This is a genomic window from Lutibacter sp. (assembly GCF_013139515.1).
Lineage (GTDB): Bacteria > Bacteroidota > Bacteroidia > Flavobacteriales > Flavobacteriaceae > Lutibacter.
The window spans coordinates 13864-35742 of sequence record NZ_WTAR01000070.1; the positions used below are offsets into that span (position 1 = coordinate 13864).

At 28.3% G+C, this 21879-nt stretch carries 26 protein-coding genes; 8 read left to right on the forward strand and 18 right to left on the reverse strand.

Features of this window, described 5'->3' with window-relative positions; all coding sequences use genetic code 11:
• Positions 1 to 2 precede the first annotated feature (2 nt).
• The 6 genes from GQ540_RS06835 to pyrR form a co-directional block, all read right to left on the reverse strand.
• On the reverse strand, positions 3 to 437 hold the full coding sequence (locus GQ540_RS06835; RefSeq protein WP_291799299.1) for a thioredoxin family protein: 435 nt from the start codon (positions 435 to 437) through the stop codon (positions 3 to 5).
• A gap of 215 nt (positions 438 to 652) precedes the next feature.
• Entirely contained in the window at positions 653 to 1570 is a 918-nt protein-coding gene (locus tag GQ540_RS06840; protein ID WP_291799302.1) for a ribonuclease Z, read from the reverse strand.
• The gene (locus tag GQ540_RS06845) at positions 1567 to 1926 is read right to left on the reverse strand and encodes a T9SS type A sorting domain-containing protein (RefSeq protein WP_291799306.1); all 360 of its coding nucleotides are present in this window, start codon (positions 1924 to 1926) and stop codon (positions 1567 to 1569) included. Before GQ540_RS06845 ends, GQ540_RS06840 begins: the two co-directional genes overlap by 4 nt.
• Positions 1927 to 1942: 16 nt before the next feature.
• Positions 1943 to 2275 carry a hypothetical protein gene (locus tag GQ540_RS06850; RefSeq protein WP_291799309.1) on the reverse strand — a complete coding sequence of 111 codons (333 nt, stop codon included), beginning with the start codon at positions 2273 to 2275 and terminating at the stop codon, positions 1943 to 1945.
• 5 nt (positions 2276 to 2280) lie between these two features.
• Positions 2281 to 3210 carry an aspartate carbamoyltransferase catalytic subunit gene (locus GQ540_RS06855; RefSeq protein WP_291799312.1) on the reverse strand — a complete coding sequence of 310 codons (930 nt, stop codon included), beginning with the start codon at positions 3208 to 3210 and terminating at the stop codon, positions 2281 to 2283.
• 2 nt (positions 3211 to 3212) lie between these two features.
• The gene (gene pyrR / locus GQ540_RS06860) at positions 3213 to 3752 is read right to left on the reverse strand and encodes a bifunctional pyr operon transcriptional regulator/uracil phosphoribosyltransferase PyrR (protein ID WP_291799374.1); all 540 of its coding nucleotides are present in this window, start codon (positions 3750 to 3752) and stop codon (positions 3213 to 3215) included.
• Between the two features lie 188 nt (positions 3753 to 3940).
• On the opposite strand from pyrR, the gene GQ540_RS06865 reads away from it, so the two are divergent.
• The 5 genes from GQ540_RS06865 (at position 3941) to GQ540_RS06885 (ending at position 10183) form a co-directional block, all read left to right on the forward strand.
• Positions 3941 to 5284 (forward strand): tetratricopeptide repeat protein, encoded by a 1344-nt coding sequence (locus tag GQ540_RS06865; RefSeq protein WP_291799315.1) that lies wholly within the window; start codon positions 3941 to 3943, stop codon positions 5282 to 5284.
• Between the two features lie 38 nt (positions 5285 to 5322).
• Positions 5323 to 6255, forward strand: a complete 933-nt coding sequence (locus GQ540_RS06870; RefSeq protein WP_291799318.1) for a DUF368 domain-containing protein — start codon at positions 5323 to 5325, stop codon at positions 6253 to 6255.
• 3 nt (positions 6256 to 6258) lie between these two features.
• Positions 6259 to 7281: a DUF368 domain-containing protein gene (locus GQ540_RS06875; protein WP_291799321.1), complete on the forward strand. Its 1023-nt coding sequence runs from the start codon at positions 6259 to 6261 to the stop codon at positions 7279 to 7281.
• Positions 7274 to 8020, forward strand: a complete 747-nt coding sequence (locus tag GQ540_RS06880) for a shikimate dehydrogenase (RefSeq protein WP_291799325.1) — start codon at positions 7274 to 7276, stop codon at positions 8018 to 8020. The genes GQ540_RS06875 and GQ540_RS06880 overlap by 8 nt, the downstream gene beginning before the upstream one ends.
• Positions 8021 to 8146: 126 nt before the next feature.
• On the forward strand, positions 8147 to 10183 hold the full coding sequence (locus tag GQ540_RS06885) for a DUF349 domain-containing protein (protein ID WP_291799328.1): 2037 nt from the start codon (positions 8147 to 8149) through the stop codon (positions 10181 to 10183).
• 72 nt (positions 10184 to 10255) lie between these two features.
• Here GQ540_RS06885 and GQ540_RS06890 read toward each other — a convergent pair whose 3' ends face one another.
• Genes GQ540_RS06890 through rsfS form a run of 7 tightly spaced genes read right to left on the reverse strand, consistent with a single transcriptional unit; the run spans position 10256 to position 15662 of the window.
• Positions 10256 to 10870, reverse strand: a complete 615-nt coding sequence (locus GQ540_RS06890) for a YceI family protein (protein WP_291799330.1) — start codon at positions 10868 to 10870, stop codon at positions 10256 to 10258.
• Positions 10871 to 10878: 8 nt separating this feature from the next.
• A complete protein-coding gene (locus tag GQ540_RS06895; RefSeq protein ID WP_291799332.1) occupies positions 10879 to 11139 on the reverse strand; it encodes an acyl-CoA-binding protein in 261 nt (86 codons plus the stop codon).
• Between the two features lie 12 nt (positions 11140 to 11151).
• Complete coding sequence (locus GQ540_RS06900; RefSeq protein WP_291799335.1) at positions 11152 to 11802, reverse strand: phosphatidylserine decarboxylase family protein; 651 nt, start codon at positions 11800 to 11802, stop codon at positions 11152 to 11154.
• 2 nt (positions 11803 to 11804) lie between these two features.
• On the reverse strand, positions 11805 to 12620 hold the full coding sequence (locus GQ540_RS06905; RefSeq protein WP_291799338.1) for a phosphatidate cytidylyltransferase: 816 nt from the start codon (positions 12618 to 12620) through the stop codon (positions 11805 to 11807).
• 3 nt (positions 12621 to 12623) lie between these two features.
• Positions 12624 to 13211: a hypothetical protein gene (locus tag GQ540_RS06910; RefSeq protein ID WP_291799341.1), complete on the reverse strand. Its 588-nt coding sequence runs from the start codon at positions 13209 to 13211 to the stop codon at positions 12624 to 12626.
• A 43-nt stretch (positions 13212 to 13254) separates the two neighbouring features.
• On the reverse strand, positions 13255 to 15258 hold the full coding sequence (gene ftsH / locus GQ540_RS06915) for an ATP-dependent zinc metalloprotease FtsH (RefSeq protein WP_291799344.1): 2004 nt from the start codon (positions 15256 to 15258) through the stop codon (positions 13255 to 13257).
• A gap of 32 nt (positions 15259 to 15290) precedes the next feature.
• Positions 15291 to 15662, reverse strand: coding sequence for a ribosome silencing factor (rsfS, locus tag GQ540_RS06920; protein ID WP_291799347.1), 372 nt, complete (start codon positions 15660 to 15662; stop codon positions 15291 to 15293).
• 87 nt (positions 15663 to 15749) lie between these two features.
• Here rsfS and GQ540_RS06925 point away from each other — a divergent pair, with 87 nt between their 5' ends.
• Positions 15750 to 16490 (forward strand): biotin--[acetyl-CoA-carboxylase] ligase, encoded by a 741-nt coding sequence (locus GQ540_RS06925; protein ID WP_291799350.1) that lies wholly within the window; start codon positions 15750 to 15752, stop codon positions 16488 to 16490.
• A gap of 10 nt (positions 16491 to 16500) precedes the next feature.
• On the opposite strand, the gene GQ540_RS06930 is transcribed toward GQ540_RS06925, so the two are convergent.
• Positions 16501 to 16890, reverse strand: a complete 390-nt coding sequence (locus GQ540_RS06930; RefSeq protein WP_291799352.1) for an SRPBCC family protein — start codon at positions 16888 to 16890, stop codon at positions 16501 to 16503.
• Positions 16887 to 17549 (reverse strand): orotate phosphoribosyltransferase, encoded by a 663-nt coding sequence (gene pyrE / locus GQ540_RS06935; RefSeq protein WP_291799355.1) that lies wholly within the window; start codon positions 17547 to 17549, stop codon positions 16887 to 16889. The genes GQ540_RS06930 and pyrE overlap by 4 nt, the downstream gene beginning before the upstream one ends.
• A gap of 7 nt (positions 17550 to 17556) precedes the next feature.
• On the opposite strand from pyrE, the gene GQ540_RS06940 reads away from it, so the two are divergent.
• Entirely contained in the window at positions 17557 to 18138 is a 582-nt protein-coding gene (locus tag GQ540_RS06940) for an NUDIX domain-containing protein (protein WP_291799358.1), read from the forward strand.
• Positions 18139 to 18257: 119 nt separating this feature from the next.
• Positions 18258 to 19862: a SulP family inorganic anion transporter gene (locus tag GQ540_RS06945; protein ID WP_291799361.1), complete on the forward strand. Its 1605-nt coding sequence runs from the start codon at positions 18258 to 18260 to the stop codon at positions 19860 to 19862.
• On the opposite strand, the gene GQ540_RS06950 is transcribed toward GQ540_RS06945, so the two are convergent.
• The 3 genes from GQ540_RS06950 to GQ540_RS06960 all read right to left on the reverse strand — a co-directional run.
• Positions 19855 to 20487 (reverse strand): NTP transferase domain-containing protein, encoded by a 633-nt coding sequence (locus GQ540_RS06950; protein WP_291799363.1) that lies wholly within the window; start codon positions 20485 to 20487, stop codon positions 19855 to 19857. The genes GQ540_RS06945 and GQ540_RS06950 overlap by 8 nt on opposite strands.
• A complete protein-coding gene (xdhC, locus tag GQ540_RS06955) occupies positions 20477 to 21238 on the reverse strand; it encodes a xanthine dehydrogenase accessory protein XdhC (RefSeq protein WP_291799366.1) in 762 nt (253 codons plus the stop codon). Before xdhC ends, GQ540_RS06950 begins: the two co-directional genes overlap by 11 nt.
• 6 nt (positions 21239 to 21244) lie before the next feature.
• Positions 21245 to 21879: molybdopterin cofactor-binding domain-containing protein (locus GQ540_RS06960; RefSeq protein WP_291799368.1), on the reverse strand; the 635-nt coding region annotated here is incomplete at its 5' end.

The following is a 21879-nucleotide window of genomic DNA, read 5'->3' on the forward strand; positions in this document are numbered from 1 at the left end:
ATTTAAAATGAAGCAAGTAGTTTAATGTATTTTTTAGGTGTCATTTTTTTGTAACCAGTTTCACCTAAAACTTTTCCATTTTCATTTAATATTATAACTCTTGGAAGGAAACCTTGTTTATTATAAATTTCAGAAAGCTGATAGTTTTTTTCTTGTTGTTTGGCTGTTAATTTATTTATTTTTCTTTTTGGAAAATCAACTTTTACCATCACAAAATTATTTTTCGCATAGGCTTTAAACTCTTCTTGGCTCCAAATTTCCTTGTCTAATTTAATACAGGGTCCACACCAATCTGATCCTTGAAAAACGAGGATTAAATTTTTATGTTCTTTTGATGCAATTTCTTTAGCAAGTTTAAAATCGGTGTGCCATTCTTGTGCGTTAATTGTTGCAATTGTAGAAGTTAATAGAAAACTTAAAAATATTTTTTTTATCATTATTGTGTTATTTAGGATTAAGTAGTCGTTTAAAACGATATGGAAATACAATTATTATTCTTATTAACGTATTTTTAACTTATTCAAAAAGCAAAGAAAATAATGCTTGTTTTGTATTTAAACAAACTATTTTTGGATTACCCTACCTTGTAATTGATATTAAATAAGCTATTTCGGTAATAATTATAAATAAAGAAATTATAAATATTATTTTATTAATTAATCTCAAAAACTTTACCTGCTTCAGCTAAAAAAGTATTTTCAAAAATTTCTTGAGCTTCAGTTTTAAAATCATCAATATTTTTATATCTACCACTATAATGACCGATAATTAATTGATTAACTGTTGCTTGTTTTGCTATGCTAGCTGCTTGTTTTGCTGTAGAATGTTTAGTTGTTGCTGCTAACTCTTCTTTATCATTTAAAAAAGTAGTTTCGTGATATAAACAGTTTACATTTTTTATGATAGGTATAATTTCTGGAAAATAGGAAGTGTCACTACAAAATGCATAACTTATTGGTTTTAGAGGCTCAAAAGTAAGTGTTTCATTTTCTAAAACAGTTCCGTTTTGAAGCTTAAAGTCTCTACCAATTTTCAGGTTTTGATAATCGCAAGTTTCAATTTCTTTGTGATTAACTATTGCATTCATATTTAATTTACGTTCTCCTATTTTTTCTTTAAACAGAAAACCATTGGTATAAATTCTATGTTTTAAAGGTATAGTATGTACTTCAACTTTATTATCTTCAAAAAGTAATTCACTTTTGGTTGAGGTAAGTTCATGAAAATATAGTGGGTAATGTGTCCAAGAGTTTGAAAGTTTTAATTGCACTGTAATAATTTCTTTTAATCCTTTTGGAGCATAAATGTGTAATTCAGATTCTCTATTTAGTAACCTAAAAGTAGAAATTAAACCAACCAGTCCAAAAATGTGGTCACCGTGTAAATGAGAAATAAAAATGTGCTTTATTTTTGAAAATTTTATACCGTACTTTCTAAGTTGTACTTGGGTTCCTTCTCCACAATCAATTAAGAAGTTATGATTTTTAATTTCTAAAAATTGTGATGTTGGGTGAGCATTAACTCTTGGTGTAGCAGAATGGCAGCCTAAAATTGTGAGTTTTAAACTCATCTAATTATCAATCTTTTTGATATAATTTCGTTTTCAACTTGTAATGTATAAATATACATTCCTTTAATTAAATCATCACGATAAAATGTGATGGTATTGTAGCCAATTTTAGTATTAACTTGTTGAATATAAACCGTTTTTCCTAATAAATTTTTTACTGAAAATTCTACAATTTGCTCTTTAGAAGCTTCAAAATTAATTTTGGTAGTTACATTAAAAGGGTTTGGATATGCAGAAACTGATGACAATATGGGTTGATGTGTATTTTTATTAATAACAATGGACCCCTTTTCGTTTTGCTGCGCAAAAGAAAAAGTAAATACGAATAAAAAAGTTATTAAAAGTAATTGTTTCATCAATAAGCTACTTGTTTTAAAATCCTAAATCTCGTTCAATAGCATCCATTTCTAGAGTATCTATTGCTTCTGTTAATGTTGGTGCAACATTTAATTCTTCAGGTAAATTATCAATATTTATACCTTTACAAATAAGCACAAAACTTGTGCCGTTTTTTAAATGTTGGTTGCTTATTTCCAAAAATAAGACTATTTCTTCAATTTGTATGTTAATTTTTTCTGAAAAATTAATAATTAAATGTTCTTTTTCAAACTCAGAATAACGATTTTTAAGCTCAGTGTAAAAATTTTGAACGGAATTATTGTCTAGTTTTAAGAGTGTATAATTTTCTGTTTTAGAAATAAACATAAAAGTTATTGTTTAATTTGTTGTGCTAATAAATAGATAACCGCCATACGAATAGCAACTCCATTTTCAACTTGATTTAAGATAATTGATTGGTTAGAATCAGCTACATCACTTGAAATTTCTACACCTCTATTTATAGGCCCAGGATGCATAATCACAATTTTTTTATCAAGTGAATCTAGCATTTTTTTGTTGATACCAAATAATTGAGAATATTCTCTAGTTGAAGGGAAATAATTAATTTCCATACGTTCATTTTGAACTCTTAAAACATTAGCAACATCGCACCATTCTAATGCTTTATTTATATTGTACTCAATACCAACACCTAAACTTTTAATGTATTTAGGGATTAAGGTTTTTGGCCCGCAAACTTTAACTTCAGCACCTTGTAATTTTAAAGCATATATATTTGAAAGTGCTACGCGAGAATGTAAAATATCACCAATAATAACTATTTTTTTTCCTGTAACATCTCCCAATTTTTCACGAATTGAGTAAGAATCTAGTAATGCTTGTGTTGGGTGTTCGTGTGTTCCATCTCCTGCGTTCACAATTTTTGCATCTACATGTTTTGATAAAAAATCGCAAGCACCTACATTTGGATGTCTCATCACAATAATATCAACTTTCATGGATAAAATATTGTTAGCAGTATCTATTAAAGTTTCTCCTTTTTTAACTGATGATTGACTTGCTGAAAAGTTAATAACATCAGCAGATAAACGCTTTTCTGCTAGCTCAAAAGAAAGTTTAGTTCTAGTGCTGTTTTCAAAAAATAAATTGGCAATGGTAATATCTCTTAGTGAAGGTACTTTTTTAATTGGTCTGTTAATTACTTCTTTAAAATGGTCGGCTGTTTTAAAAATTAAATCAATGTCAGCTTTATTTATGTGTTTTATTCCTAAAAGGTTTTGTGTGCTTAACTGACTCATAATTATTTATTTATAATATATACTGCATCTTTACTATCTTTTTCTTTCCAATGTACAGTAACTTTTTCTTCGTTAATTACATCAACTTGTCTTCCAATATAATCTGGTTGAATAGGTAAATGACGACTAAATCTTCTGTCAATTAATACTAAAAGTTCAATATCTGACGGTCTTCCAAACGATTGAATTGCGGTTAAAGCAGCTCTAATACTTCGTCCTGAAAAAAGCACATCATCAATAAAAACTACATTTTTATCTTCAACAATAAAATCTATAAGAGTTTTATTTGCTTCTAAAGGCTCATCACGTCTTCTAAAATCGTCTCTATAAAAAGTAATGTCTAAATGACCTAGTTTTATAGTTGAAATAGCGTAATCGTTTTGTAAAATGGCAACCAAACGTTTTGCTAAATAAATACCTCTAGGCTGAATTCCTATAAGAACTGTGTTTTTGAAGTTGTTATGTTTTTCAATTAACTGACACGCTAATCGATGTAATATGATGTGAATTTCTTTTGAGTTAAGTAGTGTTTTTTTACTCATGGTAATACCAAACATTGTTTGGAATACAAATATACAGCATTTTGTTAATTAATTTGTTAAAAAGATTAGAACTTAATTTTAAAAACACTAAAAAGTTCTTGTACATTTATTCTTATAGAAAAAAGAAATCTACAGATATGTCTTTGACTCCTAAAGAAAACAATATCCCGTTATCAAAATTTGAATCAATGCTTAAAACAAATAGCGTTTATTTTTTTGACTCGGTTGAGTTTGAGGAAATTATACACTATTATTTAGATTCAGGAAAAATTTCATTGGCAAAAAAAGCAATTAAATTAGGCCTGACACAGCACCCTAAATCAGTTTTATTAAAATTACTAAAAGCTGAATTGTTGATTTTTGATGGAGAGAATGAGAGGGCTTCAAGCTTGTTAAAAGAATTACAAGCAATTGAACCTACAAATTCTGAAATATATGTTCAACAAGCAAATTTGTATTCTAAAAAACATCTGCACACTGAAGCAATTAATTTATTGACAGTTGCTTTAGAATTTACGGATGATGAAGCTGATATTTTATCTATGATAGGTATGGAATATTTGTTTTTAGATGATTTTAATGAAGCAAGGCTAAACTTTGCAAAATGTTTAGAGGTAGATTTTGAAGATTATTCATCACTTTACAATGTAATTTATTGTTTTGATATGCAAAATGAGCATATAGAAGCAATTGATTATTTGAACAATTACATTAACAAAGATCCATATAGTGAAATTGCTTGGCATCAATTAGGTCGTCAATATTTTATTTTAAAAAATTATAAAGAAGCCTTGCGAGCATTTGATTATGCTGTATTAATTGATGAATATTTTGTAGGTGCTTACCTTGAAAAAGCAAAAACATTAGAAGAGTTAAAACGTTTTGAAGAAGCTATTGACAATTACAAAATTACATTAGATTTAGATGATCCAACATCGTTTGTGTTTTTACGAATAGGTGAGTGCTTTGAAAAATTGAATAAAACAACTAATGCAATTCAATACTATAAAAAGGCAGTTCATGAAGATCCTTTATTAGATAAAGGCTGGATGGCAATTACTAATTTATATGTAAAAGAAAAAAAATACTCAAAAGCAATATTTTATATTGATAAAGCTATTGAAATTGACGAGCAAAATTCTATATATTGGCGTAAATATGCTGAAATTAATTTAAATTTAGATCTTTTTGAAGAAGCTGTAAACGCATTTCAAAAATGCATTTCATTAAATGATAATGATTTAGTTATTTGGCTAGGTTTAAGTGATACATTATGTTTTTTAGGAGAATATGAAGATGCGTTAAAAAATTTATTAAAAGCAAAAACTTATTTTAAAGATTTTGCTGAAATAGAGTATAGGCTTAGTGGTTTATGTTTTAGATTTAAAAATTTTAAAAATGGAGAAAGATATTTAAAAACTGCATTGTTAATAGATTTTGAATATCAAATTATTTTAAAAGAATTATTTCCTGATGTGTATAAATTACCAGAAGTAATTGATATTATAAATAGTTCCAAAAAAACTTCATAATAAAATGCTACATTTGTCAATCTAAGTTAAAAATACAAATGCAGCAACGAAAATTTATTCATTATTTTATAATTTCATTAAAAGGAATGGCTATGGGCGCAGCCGATGTTGTCCCTGGAGTTTCGGGTGGTACAATTGCTTTTATATCAGGAATTTATGAAGAGTTATTGTCTTCAATTAGCGCTGTTAATTGGGCTACATTAAAACTCCTAAAAACAAATGGTATTAAAGCGGCTTGGAAAGCTATAAATGGTAATTTTTTATTAGCATTAGTAATAGGCATATTTACCAGTATTTTATCTTTAGCAAAACTAATTTCTTGGTTGTTAGAAAATCACACAATATTGGTTTGGTCGTTCTTTTTTGGATTGGTATTAGCAAGTATTTTATACATTGGAAAACAAATAACAACTTGGAGTAGTATTGCTATTTTAGGTTTATTAGTTGGAGCTGTAGTGGCTTATTATATTACAACATTACAACCATTAATTTCTGAAAATTCATCACCAATATTCTTGTTTTTAGCAGGTTCTTTAGCAATTTGCGCAATGATTTTACCTGGAATTTCAGGTGCTTTTATTTTAGTATTGTTAGGAGCATATAAGCCAGTTTTAGACGCAATTCATAATAGAGATTTTAAATTAATAGCAATTATAGCATTTGGAGCAATTGTAGGATTGTTATCTTTTTCGAAAGTATTAAAGTGGTTATTTAATAATTATAGAAATTATACCTTGGCAGTATTAACAGGTTTTATCTTGGGCTCTTTAAATAAAATTTGGCCTTGGAAAGAAACCTTAACTTGGCGAACAAATTCTCATGGAATAAAAGTTCCATTTAATCAACAAAGTATTTCACCATTTTCTTTTGATGGTGATTCACAATTAACAATGGCAATTCTATTATCTATTATTGGATTTGTAGTAATCATTTTATTAGAACGAATAGCAAATAGTTCAGAGAAGATTTAAAAAATGGCGAAAGAACGTAGCATATTAGATAAGTTTTTCCTTTTTATAAAAGGACTTTCTATGGGTGCTGCAAATAAAGTTCCAGGTGTATCTGGAGGTACAGTTTCTTTCGTATTAGGTTTTTATGAAGAAATGATTTATTCATTCAGAAAAATTAACTATAAAGCTTTTTTATTACTTATAAATGGCCGGTTTAAAAGCTTTTACAAGTATACAAATGCAACATTTTTATTACTTGTATTTGGAGGAAGCATGTTTAGTTATTTTAGTGTTTCACTAGTTTTAGATTATTTGCTACAACATTACGAATTATATGTTTGGAGTTCTTTTTTTGGTATGATTTTAGGATCAATCTATTACATTTCAAAAGATTTTAACGATTGGAGAACAAGTAACATAATTTCAATACTCATTGGTATTGCGCTTGGTATTGCCATAAGTTTTATGAATCCAGCAAAGGAAAACGATAATTTATGGTTTGTTTTTGCTTGTGGTATAATTGGAGTTTCAGGCATGACTTTACCTGGGCTTTCAGGATCGTTTATATTAATTTTATTAGGGAATTATGTATTACTTTTAGTAGATTCTGTAACCATGTTATATAAAACTTTTGCTGAAATTTTCACAGGAGATTTTAGTTTTATGAACAATGAAGAAAGAATGCGATATCTTAAAATAATAGCTTCATTTACAGCTGGTTCAGCTTTTGGTTTGGTTTTTACATCTCATATTTTAGGGTATGTTTTAAAACGTTGGCACCAAATAGTAACAGCATTAATTATAGGTTTTATAACAGGATCATTAGGTATTGTTTGGCCATGGAAAAGGGAAGTGTTTAAAATTGAAAATGGAAAAGAATTAATTGACATTCATGGAAATAAAGTAATTGAAAATTTTCAACGATATTTCCCAGATTTTTCTCAACAGGAAACCTGGTTTGCAATATTTTATATAATTATAGGTTTAGGAATTATTTTATTAATTGATAGATACGGAACAGAACGTAAAGAATATATAGATGGATAATCGTAATAAATTTGGTTTAATAGGAAAAAATATTTCTTATTCATTTTCAAGAAAATACTTTAAAGAAAAATTTCAAAAATTAGGTTTAAATAAGTGTAAATACGATAATTATGACATTCCTGAAATTGAAGAGTTTCCTTTTATAACGTATCAGCAAGAAGATGATTTTCAGGGGTTTAGTGTTACAATACCATACAAGCAATCAATTATAAAATATTTAGATGAAGTTGAAGGTGATGCAAAAGAAATTGGAGCAGTAAACACCATAAAAGTAACAAGTAACAATAAGCTAATAGGTTATAATACAGATGTATATGGGTTTAAAAAATCAATAGAACATTTATTGAAAAAGCATCATAGTAAAGCTCTTATTTTAGGAACTGGTGGCGCTTCTAAAGCAGTAGCTTATGCTTTAGAAAAACTAAAGATACAATATCAATTTGTTTCTAGAAATGTATCAGATAATAGTTTGTTGTATTCAATTTTAGATCAACAAATTATAGAAGAACATACAGTAATTATTAATTGTACACCATTAGGAACACATCCAAATATAGATAGCTCTCCAAATATTCCATACCAATTTATTACAGATAAACATTTACTATTTGACTTAATATACAACCCTTCCGAGACTAAATTTTTACACGAAGGTAAAAAAAGAGGTGCTGCTATAAAAAATGGCCTTGAAATGCTTGAAATGCAAGCAGAAAAGTCTTGGGAAATATGGAATTCCTAAAAAAGAATTTATTAAATTTACGCAACTATTAATAAGTATTACATCTTATAGAAAGATAGTAATTTTAAAAATGCTTATTTTTAAGTTATTAATTATTATAATGAATTGAACCTTAAACATTCTCATATGTTAGACGAAAGTAAAATAGTGCCAAGTGAAGAAAAAAGTGATTTAACTCCTCAAACTTCTGAAATTTCAGAAAAAAATAAACAAACAAATTTAACTCCAGAAAATAGTTCTCCTTCTAATACTGATGAAAGTAATATAGATGAAGAAAAGCTATTAGAGGTAAATAAAAAAAGTGAATTAACACTAGAAACTTCTCAAGAAACTATTGATAAAACAGTAGAAGGTTTGTCTGAAAAAGAAAAACCTTCATCTGATGTAGCTATTGACGAAATTGAAAATAAGATAGCTGAAACTTCTGAAAATATTGATTATGATACTGTTGAATTAGTTGATTACGAAAAACTTAGCCTTGAAGAATTAGTTGGTAAGTTAAGTAAATTGGTTAAAGAACATCCAGTTCAAAGTATTCATAATAATGTAAATAACATTAAGAATACATTTAATGTTAAATTTGGTGAATTACTTAAAAAAGAAAAAGCAGCTTTTTTAGAAGCAGGTGGAGATGTTGTAGATTTTAAATATGAAAACCCAATAAAGTCTAATTACAATAGTATACTTTACGATTATAAAATTAAAAAAACTGAGTTTTATGCAAAGCAAGATAGTCAGCTAAACGATAATCTTCAAAATAAACTTTCTTTAATAGAAGATTTGAAGCATTTAATTGACAATGCTGATGGAACAACAATGTATAAAGTATTTAAAGGTATTCAAGATAGATGGAAAGAAATTGGACCAATACCTAGAGCAAAATATAATGACACTTGGAGAACTTACCATCATCACGTTGAGCGTTTTTATGATTTATTACATTTAAATAATGATTTACGTGATTTAGATTTTAAACATAATTATGAAGAAAAGCTTTCACTTGTTGTTAAAGCTGAAGAATTAGCTGAGTTAGAAGATATTAATTTTGCATTTAATGAACTTCAAATTTTACACAAACTATGGAAAGAAGATGTTGGCCCGGTTGGTCGTGAGCATAGAGAAGAGGTTTGGGATCGTTTTAGTGCTGCAACAAAAAAAGTACACGATAAAAGGCATGATTTCTTCAAAGATTTAAGATCTAAATTTGATGAAAATGTTGATAAAAAACTGGCTGTTATTGAAGCAATAGAAGTTATTGACACTTCAAAAAATGCGAGTAGAAGTGATTGGCAAAAAAGCATTAAAGAACTAGAAAGTTTAAGAACTAAATTTTTTGACATTGGTCAGGTGCCAAGAGTGAAAAATAAAGAAATTTGGGATAAATTTAAAGGAGCTACCAAAAAGTTTAATAATGATAAAAATATCTTTTTTAAGGATATTAAAAAAGATTACTTAGAAAATTTAAAAGCAAAGCAAGCACTTTTAGAGCAGGCAATTGCATTAAAAGAAAGTGAAGATTGGGACAGTGCAACTGATGTCATGAAGAAGATTCAGAACGATTGGAAAAAAATTGGTCACGTACCACGTAAATATTCTGATAAGTTATGGAAAGAATTTAAAGATGCTTGTAACCATTATTTTGATAGATTACATTCTGAACAAGATGCAGGAAATAAAGTTGAATTAGAGGTTTATAATAATAAGAGAGAATTTTTAAATACAATTAAAGCAGAAGTAGAAGACAGCACAAATATTACTTTAGATAAGCTTAAAGAGTATATTAATAGCTGGAGAGATATGGGTAGAGTGCCTTTTGAAAAGAAATATATTGAAGCTAAATTTAATAAACTTATAGATAAAATTACAAACGCCAGCTCTATTGATAAAGTTGAAATTGAGATGATTAAGTTTGAAAACCTAGTAAATGGTTACTTAGAGCAAAAAAACTATCATAAATTGAATGGAGAGCAACTTTTTGTCAGAAAAAAGGTTGATGAAACCGTTAGAGAAATTCAACAGTTAGAAAATAACATTGGGTTTATTTCAAATGCATCTGCAGATAATCCTTTACTTAAAAATGTAATGGATAATATAAATGATTATAATGTTAAATTAAAAATTTGGAAAACTAAGTTAGCTTACTTAGTAAAACTAGATTATTAAAAAAGAAGCAGTTTAAATTTGAAATATGTCATTAAACAGACAGTTGTTTTTCAAATTTAAACTGCTTCTTTTTTACTTATATATTAAATTAGTAGTAACTTCAATTTTAACTTCATTCCAAGTTTTTGGAATTCCATCTTCACCAGAATGTAAATCTTTACAAGCTGTATTTAAAGCTTTTAAAGCAAGTTGAGCTTTCCAGTTGTCTAAATCCATTAAAGATTCAATACTAACCGTTTGGTCTTTAATTGTGAATGATATTGGTAGGTCATGAGAAATTCCGTTCATTGTTAAATTAACAGAACCTGAAGTTTCATTAATTATAGTTAATGTTCCAGAAATAACTTCAGTATCGTTCATACTTCCGAAGAAAAATTTCTTCAATTTTGTATCTCTAATAGTGTCTTTTGTGAAAATACTACTTACAGGAATGATAAATTTTAAGCCATTTAAAGCTTCTGTAACTGTTGAGCCTGTTTTAGGACTTTCAATAGTAACACTGTTAAATATCCCTTTTACAGGAACTTTATTAGTGGTTTTATATGCGGTCCAATTAATTGTTGTTGATTTTGATTCAACAACATAACTTTTTTCGGTTTGTTTGTTTTCTTTTTTTATAGTCTCTTTACAAGATGAAAAAGTAATTATAGTTAAAAACAAGATATAAATTAGTTGTAGTTTTTTCATAAGATTAATTATTTTAAATGTTTATTTACAAGATTTATGTATTCTTTTTTTGCTTCATTTTCGGTTAAATGATTTAATTGAAGCCAAGCATTTAATTTAAAAGAATTTCTTAATTGTACATTACCTGAAGGTTGCTCGTAATTATTTCCTTTTGTAGCTTGCTTATAATACGCATAAAATTGGAGCATTACATCAGGTGGAAGTTTTATACTTGTGTTACAAGCAAATGTGTATGCGTTTTCAAATTCTATATCTAATTCTTTTCCCATAAATATAAAAGATTAAAGAGAAGCTATTATTTGTTCTCCACCTCGTACTTTATCGTTTAATTTTACGTTAATTTTAGAATTTAAAGGCAAAAACAAGTCTACACGAGAACCAAACTTAATAAAACCAGCATCTTCTCCTTGAATAACATTTTCAGATGTTTTTGCATAGTTTACAATTCTTTTTGCCAATGCACCTGCAACTTGACGATATAATATTTCACCAACAGTATTATTTTGAACTACAATTGTTGTACGTTCATTTTCTTCAGATGCTTTTGGGTGCCAAGCTACTAAATATTTACCAGGGTGATATTTACTATAATTAACTTTTCCACTAATTGGATATCTTGTTACATGAACATTTATAGGCGACATAAATATAGAAACTTGTAAACGTTTATCTTTAAAATATTCTTTTTCAAATACTTCTTCAATAACAACAACTTTTCCATCAACAGGTGCAATTATATGTTGCTCGTTTAAAATGGTGTTTCTTTTCGGGTTTCTGAAAAATTGGAGAACTATGATATAAAAAAGCAATAAAACTATTGCTATTAGTTTATTTAACCAATTTATAGAAATTAAATTATCAGTTAATATAATTCCACCACCAACTACAAACGTGGAAATTAAAATAATGGTATAACCTTCTTTGTGAAACATAATTATTGAACGAAATATAAATAAATAAAAATAAACGGAGCAGCAAAAATAACACTGTCAAACCTATCTAAAAAGCCACCGTGACCGGGTATAAAATTACTACTATCTTTTACGCAAGCTTGCCTTTTAAACATAGATTCTATTAAATCTCCTAAAACACCAAATATACTTACAATTCCTGCAATTACAACCCATTGTATTAATGAAAGTGTTATAAATCTTTGGGCTAAAAAATAACTTAATATAAAAGTGAATATCATTCCTCCAATAAACCCTTCAATTGTTTTATTGGGCGATATGCGTTCTAACAGTTTGTGTTTTCCGAAGTTTTTACCAACTAGAAAGGCAAAAGAGTCATTTGTCCAAATTAAAAGAAAAACGCCTAAAATTATTGTATTTACATAATTAAATGAAGTGTTTAAAAATGGAATTTGGACAATTAATGTAAATGGTACAACAATGTATATTATTGACAAAAATATTTTCCCTAAATGACTGATAACTTCTTCTTTTTTAGCAAAAAGAATAGAGGCAAATGTTATAAATATTGTTAAAAATAAACCACCTCCAACATATTCAAAAATCATTTTTGAAGGTACATCTTCAACATTTAATATGTTTCCAAAAACAAAAAGAAGTGATCCAATTATATAGGGGAATACACTTTTTAATTGAATCATTTTTTTAAATTCATACAAGCAAAGCATCATCAAAAGATAGAATAGCACGATGAAAGAAATTTTACTATAAAGAATTGAAAATATTAAAACACTTACAAATACTAAGCCTGAAAGTGCACGTTTTAAAAAGTTATTCATAAATTATAAATCTTCAAAGAGCAGCAAATATAAGTTTTTTGCATTAGTATTTCCATAATTCATAAAATCTATATCTTTTGAATTAGGATTGTAATTTTTAATTGCGCTAATATTACTTGGTATGTTACCTTGGTAACGTGTTTTTATTCCTGTTAAACTATCACCATTATTTTTTACTAACTGGCTTGTGGTTGCGTATACTATGAAATTTCCTGATAATTCAGAAATTTTACATTCTTTTAACTGGTTTGAGGAAAATAAAATACTTCCGTTTTCAGAAATTAAGTGTTCGCAACTTATAAAAATAGGATGTGAGCTGTTAAAATTATCTATTGTTTTAACTTGAATGGTTTTAACTAATTTTAGTAAGTCATAATCATTACAAGTAATTGTTTCCCAAGAATTTTCTTCAGTAATATTAGCTAAATTTAGAGTTACCTCTTCTAAAGAGGTGCAATAGAGAAACTTACCATTATTTTTTAAGAAATTTTGTACAAATATCTGATCTAACGGTAATTCGTTTTCTTCTAATGAGAGCTCTTTAGGTTCATTTTCACTAGGGTATTTAAATAACTTTTTGAAAAAACTCATGGATTGTTTAGAATAACTTCAAAATTATAAAAAAGATATGAATTTACTCTTGTGTTTCTGATGAATTTTCAGTGTTTGTTTCTTCAACGTTTTCTTCAATGTTTTCTTCATCTTTATTTTTAGGAGCTACAGGTTCTTCTGTTTTAAATGGTCTTTTACCAAAAATGGCCTCTAAATCTTTTTTGAAAATAACTTCTTTCTCTAATAATAACTCAGCAAGTGTTGTTAACTTATCTTTATTATCACTTAATATTTTAATTGCTCTTTGATATTGTTCTTCAATAATTTCTGAAATTTCTTTATCAATAACCCGAGCAGTTTCTTCGCTATAAGGTTTTGTGAAATTATATTCAGACTGACCAGAAGAATCGTAATAAGTTATGTTACCAATTTTTTTATTCAATCCATAAACAGTAACCATTGCTCTTGCCTGACGCGTTATTTTCTCAAGATCATTTAAAGCTCCTGTAGATATTTTATCAAATATTAATTCTTCTGCTGCTCTCCCCGCAAGTGTTGCACACATTTCATCTAACATTTGTTCAGTTTGCACAATTTGGCGTTCTTCTGGTAAGTACCAAGCAGCTCCTAATGATTGTCCTCTAGGAACTATAGTCACTTTTACAAGTGGTGCCGCGTGTTCTAACATCCAACTTGCAGTTGCGTGCCCAGCTTCATGAAAAGCGATAGTTTTCTTTTCTTTAGGCGTAATAATTTTATTTTTCTTTTCAAGTCCACCAACAATTCTATCAACAGCATCTAAAAAGTCTTGATGTTCTACTGCTTTTTTACTATTTCTAGCGGCTATTAGTGCAGCTTCATTACATAAATTTGCAATATCAGCACCTGAAAAACCTGGAGTTTGTTGAGATAAAAAATCTAGATCAACATTCTTACTTAATTTTAAAGGTTTTATATGAACTTTAAAAATTTCAGCACGTTCAGTTAAGTTGGGTAAATCTACATAGATTTGACGATCAAAACGCCCAGCACGCATTAATGCTTTATCTAATACATCAGCTCTATTCGTTGCTGCTAGCACAATTACATTAGAGTCTGTTCCAAAACCATCCATTTCAGTTAGTAATTGATTTAAAGTGTTTTCTCTTTCATCATTACCTCCTGTAATATTATTTTTACCACGTGATCTACCAATAGCATCAATTTCATCAATAAATATAATTGCTGGTGCTTTTTGTTGTGCTTGTTTAAATAAATCTCTAACTCTTGAAGCTCCTACACCAACAAACATTTCAACAAAATCTGAGCCTGAAAGTGAGAAAAAAGGTACGTTTGCTTCTCCTGCAACGGCTTTAGCTAATAATGTTTTACCAGTTCCTGGAGGACCTACTAATAAAGCTCCTTTAGGAATTTTACCACCAAGTGATGTATATTTATCAGGACTTTTTAAGAAATCAACTATTTCTTGAATTTCTTCTTTTGCACCTTCTAAACCTGCTACATCTTTAAATGAAGTTTTTACTTTTTGGTCTTGGTCAAATAACTTTGCTTTAGATTTTCCAATGTTAAAAATTTGCCCTCCACCACCAGAGCCACCACCAGACATGCGTTTCATAAAGTAAATCCACAAACCAATTAAAAATATAAATGGTAAGTACATAAATAGTTGATCTAAAATATTAGTTTGTTCTTCATATTTTAAATCAAAATCTAGCTCAGCTTCGGTTTTTACCTTTTTTAATTCGTTGTCAAAATTTTGCAAATCTCCAAAAGAGTAATTGTACATTGGTGAATTTGCAGTGTAAAGCGATCCTTTATTTTTTTTATGTTGTTCTTTGTCAGAAGCTTCATTTTTAATGTAAATATTAGCTACACTTCGGTTAACAATTACAATTTTTTCAATATCATTTTCAACTAAAATAGTATTAAATTCATTTTGGCTTAAGTTTTTTGAGCCTAAACTATCACTATTTAAAAACTGATAACCAATTATTAATAAGAAAACGGCACCATAAATCCAGTAAAAATTAAATTTAGGTGTTTTTATATTTTTATTTTTTGAAGTATCTTTTTTATCCTGACTCATATTTTTTTATTTCAATAAGTTTATAAAACTTTCTAATTTGATGAAGAAATAGTTGTGATTTTTGCATCGCCCCAAAGGCTTTCAATATCATAATAATCACGTATGTGTTTTTGAAATATGTGGACTACAATATTTACATAATCTAATAAAACCCATTCAGCAACATCTTCACCTTCAACGTGCCAAGGTTTATCTGTTGTAGTTTTGCTAACTTGTTTTTGAACAATGCCAGAAATTGCATTTACATGTGTATTAGAGGTTCCTGTACATATTATAAAATAATCACAAACTGTATTTTCAATTTCTCTCAAATCTAAAATTTGAATATCAACACCTTTAATTTCATCTATAGCTTTTAAAACTGCTGCTATTGTGTCGTCTGCTTTTATATTTTTCTTTGTCATTAAAGTATTTTTAATTTGGTGCAAAGTTATTGTTTTTTTATAATAATTTAGCTTTTAAATATTTTTGTTAAAATATTAGCTTTCTATATGATTATAATCAAACTTAATGCCATTGATTCTACAAATTCTTACTTGAAGAAGCAAGCTGAAAATACTGCTTTAGAATGTTATACAGTAGTTGTTGCAGAAGATCAGTTTAGAGGTAGAGGGCAAGTGGGAGCTTCTTGGGTTTCTGATAAGGGTAAAAATCTAACATTCAGTACGTTAATTAATTTTGAAAATTTTAAAATTGAAGATCAATTTTACTTAAGTATGGTTATTTCTTTAAGTGTTTTACAAGTTTTAAATAAACGTATTAACATACAATTAACAGTTAAATGGCCAAACGACATTTTGGCAGAAAAAGACAAAGTTGCGGGAATTTTAATTGAAAATGTATTGAGTGGAAAATTGATAAAACAATCTGTAATTGGAATTGGGTTAAATGTAAACCAAAAAGAGTTTCCAAAAAACATTAGGAGAGTAACTTCATTAAAAAATATTTCAGGAATTAGTTTTGATAAAGATGAATTAATGAGAGATATTGTAAATACTATAAAAAAAAATATCAGTTATATTAAAGATGCTAAATTTGGAGAATTAAAAAGACTATACATAGCAACACTCTACAAATTTAATAAACCGACAATGTTTGAAGATGTAAACGGAACTATTTTTTTAGGTAAAATAGTAGATGTTTTTAAAGATGGTAGGTTGGTAATTGAGTTGAAAGATGAAACAACTCACAAATTTAGTTTGAAAAAAATTAAATTTGCGAGTCGTAAATAGTTGTATTTTTTTAAAGCTTTTCAGCTTGTTCGGTTAAAGTGTCAATAAAATTTTGAAGTGGTTTTTTAACCATCATTGCCATCATAGGATTAAAATCGCCATCAAACAAAAGTTGTGTTTCACAAGTAGTTGAAGAAACTTCATTAATAATTGCAGTTAGCGAAAAATTTAATTTACTACTCGCAGCTCCTAATGTAATTTTATCAAATTCATTTTTCTCTTTTACCACCAATCTAATTTCTGGCATTCCTTTTAAACTAAAAATAAACGAATCTCCGTCAACTTCAAATTTATCAGTATTCTCAGGCATTAATTGTTCAAAATTTTTCAAATTACATAAAAAATCAAAATATTCTTTTTGAGATTTATTTATAATTGCTTTTTTACTTTCTAAGTTCATAATTTTGTATTAATAGTTTGTTTCCAATCGCTAGGGTTTGTTCTCCACTGTTGAAGTGTTTCTAATTCGTTTTCAGAAATATAATTACTGTCAAGAGATTGTTCTAATAAATGTTCATAATCACTTAATGTATTTAAGTTAACTCCTGCTTTTTCAAAGTTTTTAGTTGCAATATCAAATCCATATGAAAAAATGGCAACCATTCCCTTTACATTAGTTCCTTCAACTTCTTTTAGCGCTTTTACAGCATTTAAACTGCTTTTTCCAGTGCTAATTAAATCTTCAACAACAACAATATTTTTGTTTTTTTCAAGTAAACCTTCAATCTGATTTTTTCTACCATGTTGTTTAGGTTCTGGTCTCACATATATAAAAGGAACATTCAATTCTTGAGCCACCAATACACCAATTGCAATTGCACCAGTTGCAACACCAGCAATAACATCAGGCTTACCATATTCTTTCTCAATAATTTTGGCCAAATTTTCACTTAAATAATTTCTAATTTTCGGAAAAGAAAGCGTAGTTCTATTGTCGCAATAAATAGGAGATTTCCAACCTGAAGCCCATGTAAAAGGTTCATTAGGTTGCAATTTTATAGCTTTTATTTGTAACAATAATTCGGCTGTTCTTTTTGCAGTATCTTTGTTCAAAATCATAATGCAAATGTATAAAGTTTTTGCGAATGACTGTTCAATTATTTTGACAGATACTAATAATTTTTCAACAAATTTTTTAAAATTTAACTTCAATAGTTGTAATATTTCTGAAATTGTTGAAACTCTTTTTCAGAATAAGACAGGCGGCATTTGTTTGTTGTGTGATGATTTAGAAACATGTTGGCAAAAATTCCAATCTGTTTTTAAAGTTCAAAAAGCAGCAGGAGGTAAGGTTTTAGATTCAAAAAACGAAGTACTTTTTATTTATCGATTAGATAAATGGGATTTGCCAAAAGGAAAATTAGAAAAAGGTGAATCTATTTCAGAATGTGCAATTAGAGAAGTTGAAGAAGAATGTGGAATTACTAATTTACAAATTGAAAATGAGCTTCAAACAACCTATCATATTTTTAAGAGAAAAGGAAAAACAATTTTAAAAATTACGTATTGGTTTTTAATGAATACTAATTATAAAGGTAATTTAACTCCTCAAATTGAAGAAGGTATTGAAAAAGTTGAATTTAAAAATAGTAAAGAAACCAAAGAGGCGCTTAAAAACACCTACGAAAATATCAAATTGTTGTTTTGAGAATTTATTAATAATTACACGAATACCTTTTCGTTAATTCTGTGGGCTGTTAATTTATAAATAATCTTAGCCAATTAATTTTTTACCCTATATTTGCCGCTTTTTACAAATAACTACTTATGACTGAATTTATTGAAAAACGCGTATCAAACATTAGAAATGAAATATTTTCAGGAATAACTGTAGCCTTAGCCTTAGTTCCAGAAGCAGTTGCTTTTGCTTTTGTGGCAGGTGTTGATCCGCTAGTAGGATTGTATGCTGCATTTATGGTTGGTTTAATTACTTCAATTTTTGGAGGAAGACCAGGTATGATTTCAGGCGCAACAGGCGCTTTAGCAGTTGTAATGGTTACATTGGTAGCAAAAGGTAATGAAATGGGAAATCCTGATGAAAATTTAGGTTTATACTATTTATTTGCAACGGTAATTTTAATGGGTATTATTCAAGTTTTGGCAGGTTTATTAAAACTTGGGAAGTTTGTTCGTTTAATTCCACATTCTGTAATGATGGGGTTTGTGAACGGTTTAGCGATTGTTATTTTTATTTCTCAATTGGGAATGTTTAAAAATACGGTGAATGGGAAAAAAGCTTGGTTACAAGGAAATCAGTTGTATTTAATGGTTGGTTTGGTTGTATTAACTATGTTAATCATGTGGGGTTTACCAAAAATTAAACAACTTCAAAAATTACCTGAAGCCTTAATTGCTATTTTAGTTGTAAGTACTTTAGCTATTTTATTAAAATTTGACGTAGCAACAGTAGGCTCATTTATTAGAGATGGTGGCGGGGAAGGTTTAAAAGGCGGTTTACCAACCTTAAATTTAGATACTTTTTCAAAAGTACCATTTACACTAGATTCAATAATTTTTATTTTACCTTATGCTTTAATATTGGCTGCAATTGGATTAATTGAATCGTTAATGACGTTAAATTTAATTGATGATTTAACTGAAACTCGTGGAAATGGAAATAGAGAATGTGTAGCGCAAGGAAGCGCCAATATAGTTACAGGTTTGTTTGGAGGTATGGGTGGTTGCGCTATGATTGGTCAATCTATTATTAACATTAAAGGTGGAGCAAGAGGAAGGCTATCAGGAATTGTAGCAGCAGTTCTACTATTAATATTTATTTTATTTGGTTCAAGTTATATTGAAAGAGTTCCTATCTCAGCGTTAGTTGGTGTTATGTTTATGGTAGTAATTGGAACTTTTGCTTGGAGTAGTTTTAGAATTTTAAATAAAATACCTAAAACTGATTTATTCGTTTTAGTATTAGTATCAGCCTTAACAGTAATTTTCGATTTAGCTATAGCTGTTATTGCAGGTGTTATTGTAAGTGCTTTAGTATTTTCTTGGGAAAACGCCACTAGAATTAGAGCCCGAAAATCAGTTAGAAAAGATGGTACTAAAGTATATGAGATTTGGGGCCCATTATTCTTTGGTTCTATTATAACTTTTAATGATAAGTTTGATGTTAAAAATGATCCTCAAAATGTAGAAATAGATTTTATGGAATCTAGAATCAGTGATCATTCTGCACTAGAAGCTATTTTTAACATTGTTGAAAAATATGAAACAGCTGGTAAAAAAGTTCATTTAAAGCATTTAAGTGAAGAGTGTAAAATACTTTTATATAAATCGAATGCAAGATTTCATGAAGTAATTATTAATGATATTGATGACCCTAGATACCATATTGCTGAAAATCCAGAAGAATTTAATTAATCTTATTTAAAAAAGAAATCCAATCTTTTTTAGTATTTATATTTCTTAAAATATTCCTATCAGAAACTTCAATTTTTGAAATTTTGGTAGGATTTATTTTTTTAATTTGGAAATCTAATCTAGCATTCTTATCAGCTATCTTTAAAGCGAATAGCTGTTTCCAAAAAGTGAAATCCATTTTTATTGGATGCCCATTTTTACCTTCATAATTTGGAATTACGACTGTGTTTTTTGTCTCAATTATTTTTTGAAGTTCTTTTGAATTTAAAATTGGAACATCAATATGATTTAACAGTACGTCGTTTGAAGTGTTTATATTTTTTAATACGGTTTGAAGTGTTGAAAAAGAACCTAGTTCAGGATTTTTATTAATAACAACTTTTATATGTAGTCCCTGAAAATTTACAAAATTTGTGACTGCATCTTCTAACCAAGGAATTGCCTTAAAATAATTTTCAAAATTAAAGCCTAAGCCAATATAAACCGCTGAAATTGTTGTTTTTGAAATTCTGCTTAACTGCTCTAAAACCCAAAAAGTATGTTGATATTTTAGTAACCCTTTATCAACACCCATTCGTTCAGATTTTCCGCCAGCTAACAGTACAAAAACGGTATTACTTTCCATAATAGACTTTCAATAATTCTGCAGCAACACTAATGGCAATTTCTTTTGGTGTATGACCACCAATATCTAAACCAACCGGACAATGAACAGGGGAGATTCCTGTTTCAAAATTCAATTCATTTCTTAACATGTTATTAAACTTGTTCTTTTTGGTTTTACTGCCAATTAAACCAATATACTTGGTTTTTGAATCTAAAGCCAAAGCGGTAATTTCAAAATCTAATTTATGATTGTGTGTCATAATTACCACATAACAATTTGTTCCCCAATTTATATGTTGTTTATATAAGTCAAAATCAATATCAGAATATGCAATGCTTTTATCAACGTCAATAGTATTTCTCCAATTTTCACGAGTATCTAACAATGTAATATTAAAAGGAGTGTCTTTTAAAACTGTACAAATTTCAACGCCAATATGTCCTGCGCCAAAAAGATATAATTCAGGAGTTTGATTCATAGGTTCTATAATTAACTCAACTTTTCCGCCACAACATTGTTCAAATTCTGGTCCTAAAGTATATGAGAATTCTTTTATTTTATTTTCATTAATTGCAATTATGGTTTCATCAATTACTTGAAACTCTAATTTACCGCCACCAATAGTTCCAAAAATTTCTTTTTGTTTGGTAACAATCATTTTTGAAGCTACTTTACAAGGCGCAGAACCTAAAATTTTTGTAACCGTAACTAAAGCTATTGGCTGTTTTTTAGATTTAAAATCTAACAATAATTCTATCCAATTATTCATAAAGTTTTAAACTAAGCCGTAATCTGATAAGGGTAAATTATAATACCTTTTTCCTGTTAATTTGTAAATTGCGTTTACAATTGCAGGAGCAATAACTGGCACACCAGGTTCTCCAACACCAGTTGGCCTTTCGCTACTTTCAATAATTTCAACATGAACTTTTGGAGCTTGATGTATACGTGCCATTTGATAATCATGATAATTGCTTTGTTCAATTGCTCCATTTTTAGCAGTTATTTTCCCGTAAAAAGCTAGTGACATTCCAAAAACTGCTGATCCTTGCATTTGAGCTTCAACAGTATTTTTATTTACAACTGTACCACAATCAATAGCTGTAAATACATTATGAACTTTTACTTTAGTATCAATTACAGAAACCTCAACAACTGATGCAACATAGGTATAAAAACTATAATGAACTGCCAATCCGTATGCGTGTCCTTCAGGAAGTTCTTTTCCCCATTCGGCATTTTTAGTGGCAATTTTTAATACATTTTTAAGCCTGGAAGTATCATATTTAATTTCATCAGGAGTATCTTCAATTCTATCATTTCCAATTAAATTTAATCGAAATTCTAGTGGGTCTTTATCAGCAGCAAAAGCCAATTCATCAGCAAACACATTTTCTGAAAATCCGTGAG

Coding starts and splice junctions, on each gene's coding strand:
- GQ540_RS06835 (WP_291799299.1), bottom strand. CDS start 437: ATGATAAAAAAAATATTTTTAAGTTTTCTATTAACTTCTACAATTGCA.
- GQ540_RS06840 (WP_291799302.1), bottom strand. CDS start 1,570: ATGAGTTTAAAACTCACAATTTTAGGCTGCCATTCTGCTACACCAAGA.
- GQ540_RS06845 (WP_291799306.1), bottom strand. CDS start 1,926: ATGAAACAATTACTTTTAATAACTTTTTTATTCGTATTTACTTTTTCT.
- GQ540_RS06850 (WP_291799309.1), bottom strand. CDS start 2,275: ATGTTTATTTCTAAAACAGAAAATTATACACTCTTAAAACTAGACAAT.
- GQ540_RS06855 (WP_291799312.1), bottom strand. CDS start 3,210: ATGAGTCAGTTAAGCACACAAAACCTTTTAGGAATAAAACACATAAAT.
- pyrR (WP_291799374.1), bottom strand. CDS start 3,752: ATGAGTAAAAAAACACTACTTAACTCAAAAGAAATTCACATCATATTA.
- GQ540_RS06865 (WP_291799315.1), top strand. CDS start 3,941: ATGCTTAAAACAAATAGCGTTTATTTTTTTGACTCGGTTGAGTTTGAG.
- GQ540_RS06870 (WP_291799318.1), top strand. CDS start 5,323: ATGCAGCAACGAAAATTTATTCATTATTTTATAATTTCATTAAAAGGA.
- GQ540_RS06875 (WP_291799321.1), top strand. CDS start 6,259: ATGGCGAAAGAACGTAGCATATTAGATAAGTTTTTCCTTTTTATAAAA.
- GQ540_RS06880 (WP_291799325.1), top strand. CDS start 7,274: ATGGATAATCGTAATAAATTTGGTTTAATAGGAAAAAATATTTCTTAT.
- GQ540_RS06885 (WP_291799328.1), top strand. CDS start 8,147: ATGTTAGACGAAAGTAAAATAGTGCCAAGTGAAGAAAAAAGTGATTTA.
- GQ540_RS06890 (WP_291799330.1), bottom strand. CDS start 10,870: ATGAAAAAACTACAACTAATTTATATCTTGTTTTTAACTATAATTACT.
- GQ540_RS06895 (WP_291799332.1), bottom strand. CDS start 11,139: ATGGGAAAAGAATTAGATATAGAATTTGAAAACGCATACACATTTGCT.
- GQ540_RS06900 (WP_291799335.1), bottom strand. CDS start 11,802: ATGTTTCACAAAGAAGGTTATACCATTATTTTAATTTCCACGTTTGTA.
- GQ540_RS06905 (WP_291799338.1), bottom strand. CDS start 12,620: ATGAATAACTTTTTAAAACGTGCACTTTCAGGCTTAGTATTTGTAAGT.
- GQ540_RS06910 (WP_291799341.1), bottom strand. CDS start 13,211: ATGAGTTTTTTCAAAAAGTTATTTAAATACCCTAGTGAAAATGAACCT.
- ftsH (WP_291799344.1), bottom strand. CDS start 15,258: ATGAGTCAGGATAAAAAAGATACTTCAAAAAATAAAAATATAAAAACA.
- rsfS (WP_291799347.1), bottom strand. CDS start 15,662: ATGACAAAGAAAAATATAAAAGCAGACGACACAATAGCAGCAGTTTTA.
- GQ540_RS06925 (WP_291799350.1), top strand. CDS start 15,750: ATGATTATAATCAAACTTAATGCCATTGATTCTACAAATTCTTACTTG.
- GQ540_RS06930 (WP_291799352.1), bottom strand. CDS start 16,890: ATGAACTTAGAAAGTAAAAAAGCAATTATAAATAAATCTCAAAAAGAA.
- pyrE (WP_291799355.1), bottom strand. CDS start 17,549: ATGATTTTGAACAAAGATACTGCAAAAAGAACAGCCGAATTATTGTTA.
- GQ540_RS06940 (WP_291799358.1), top strand. CDS start 17,557: ATGTATAAAGTTTTTGCGAATGACTGTTCAATTATTTTGACAGATACT.
- GQ540_RS06945 (WP_291799361.1), top strand. CDS start 18,258: ATGACTGAATTTATTGAAAAACGCGTATCAAACATTAGAAATGAAATA.
- GQ540_RS06950 (WP_291799363.1), bottom strand. CDS start 20,487: ATGGAAAGTAATACCGTTTTTGTACTGTTAGCTGGCGGAAAATCTGAA.
- xdhC (WP_291799366.1), bottom strand. CDS start 21,238: ATGAATAATTGGATAGAATTATTGTTAGATTTTAAATCTAAAAAACAG.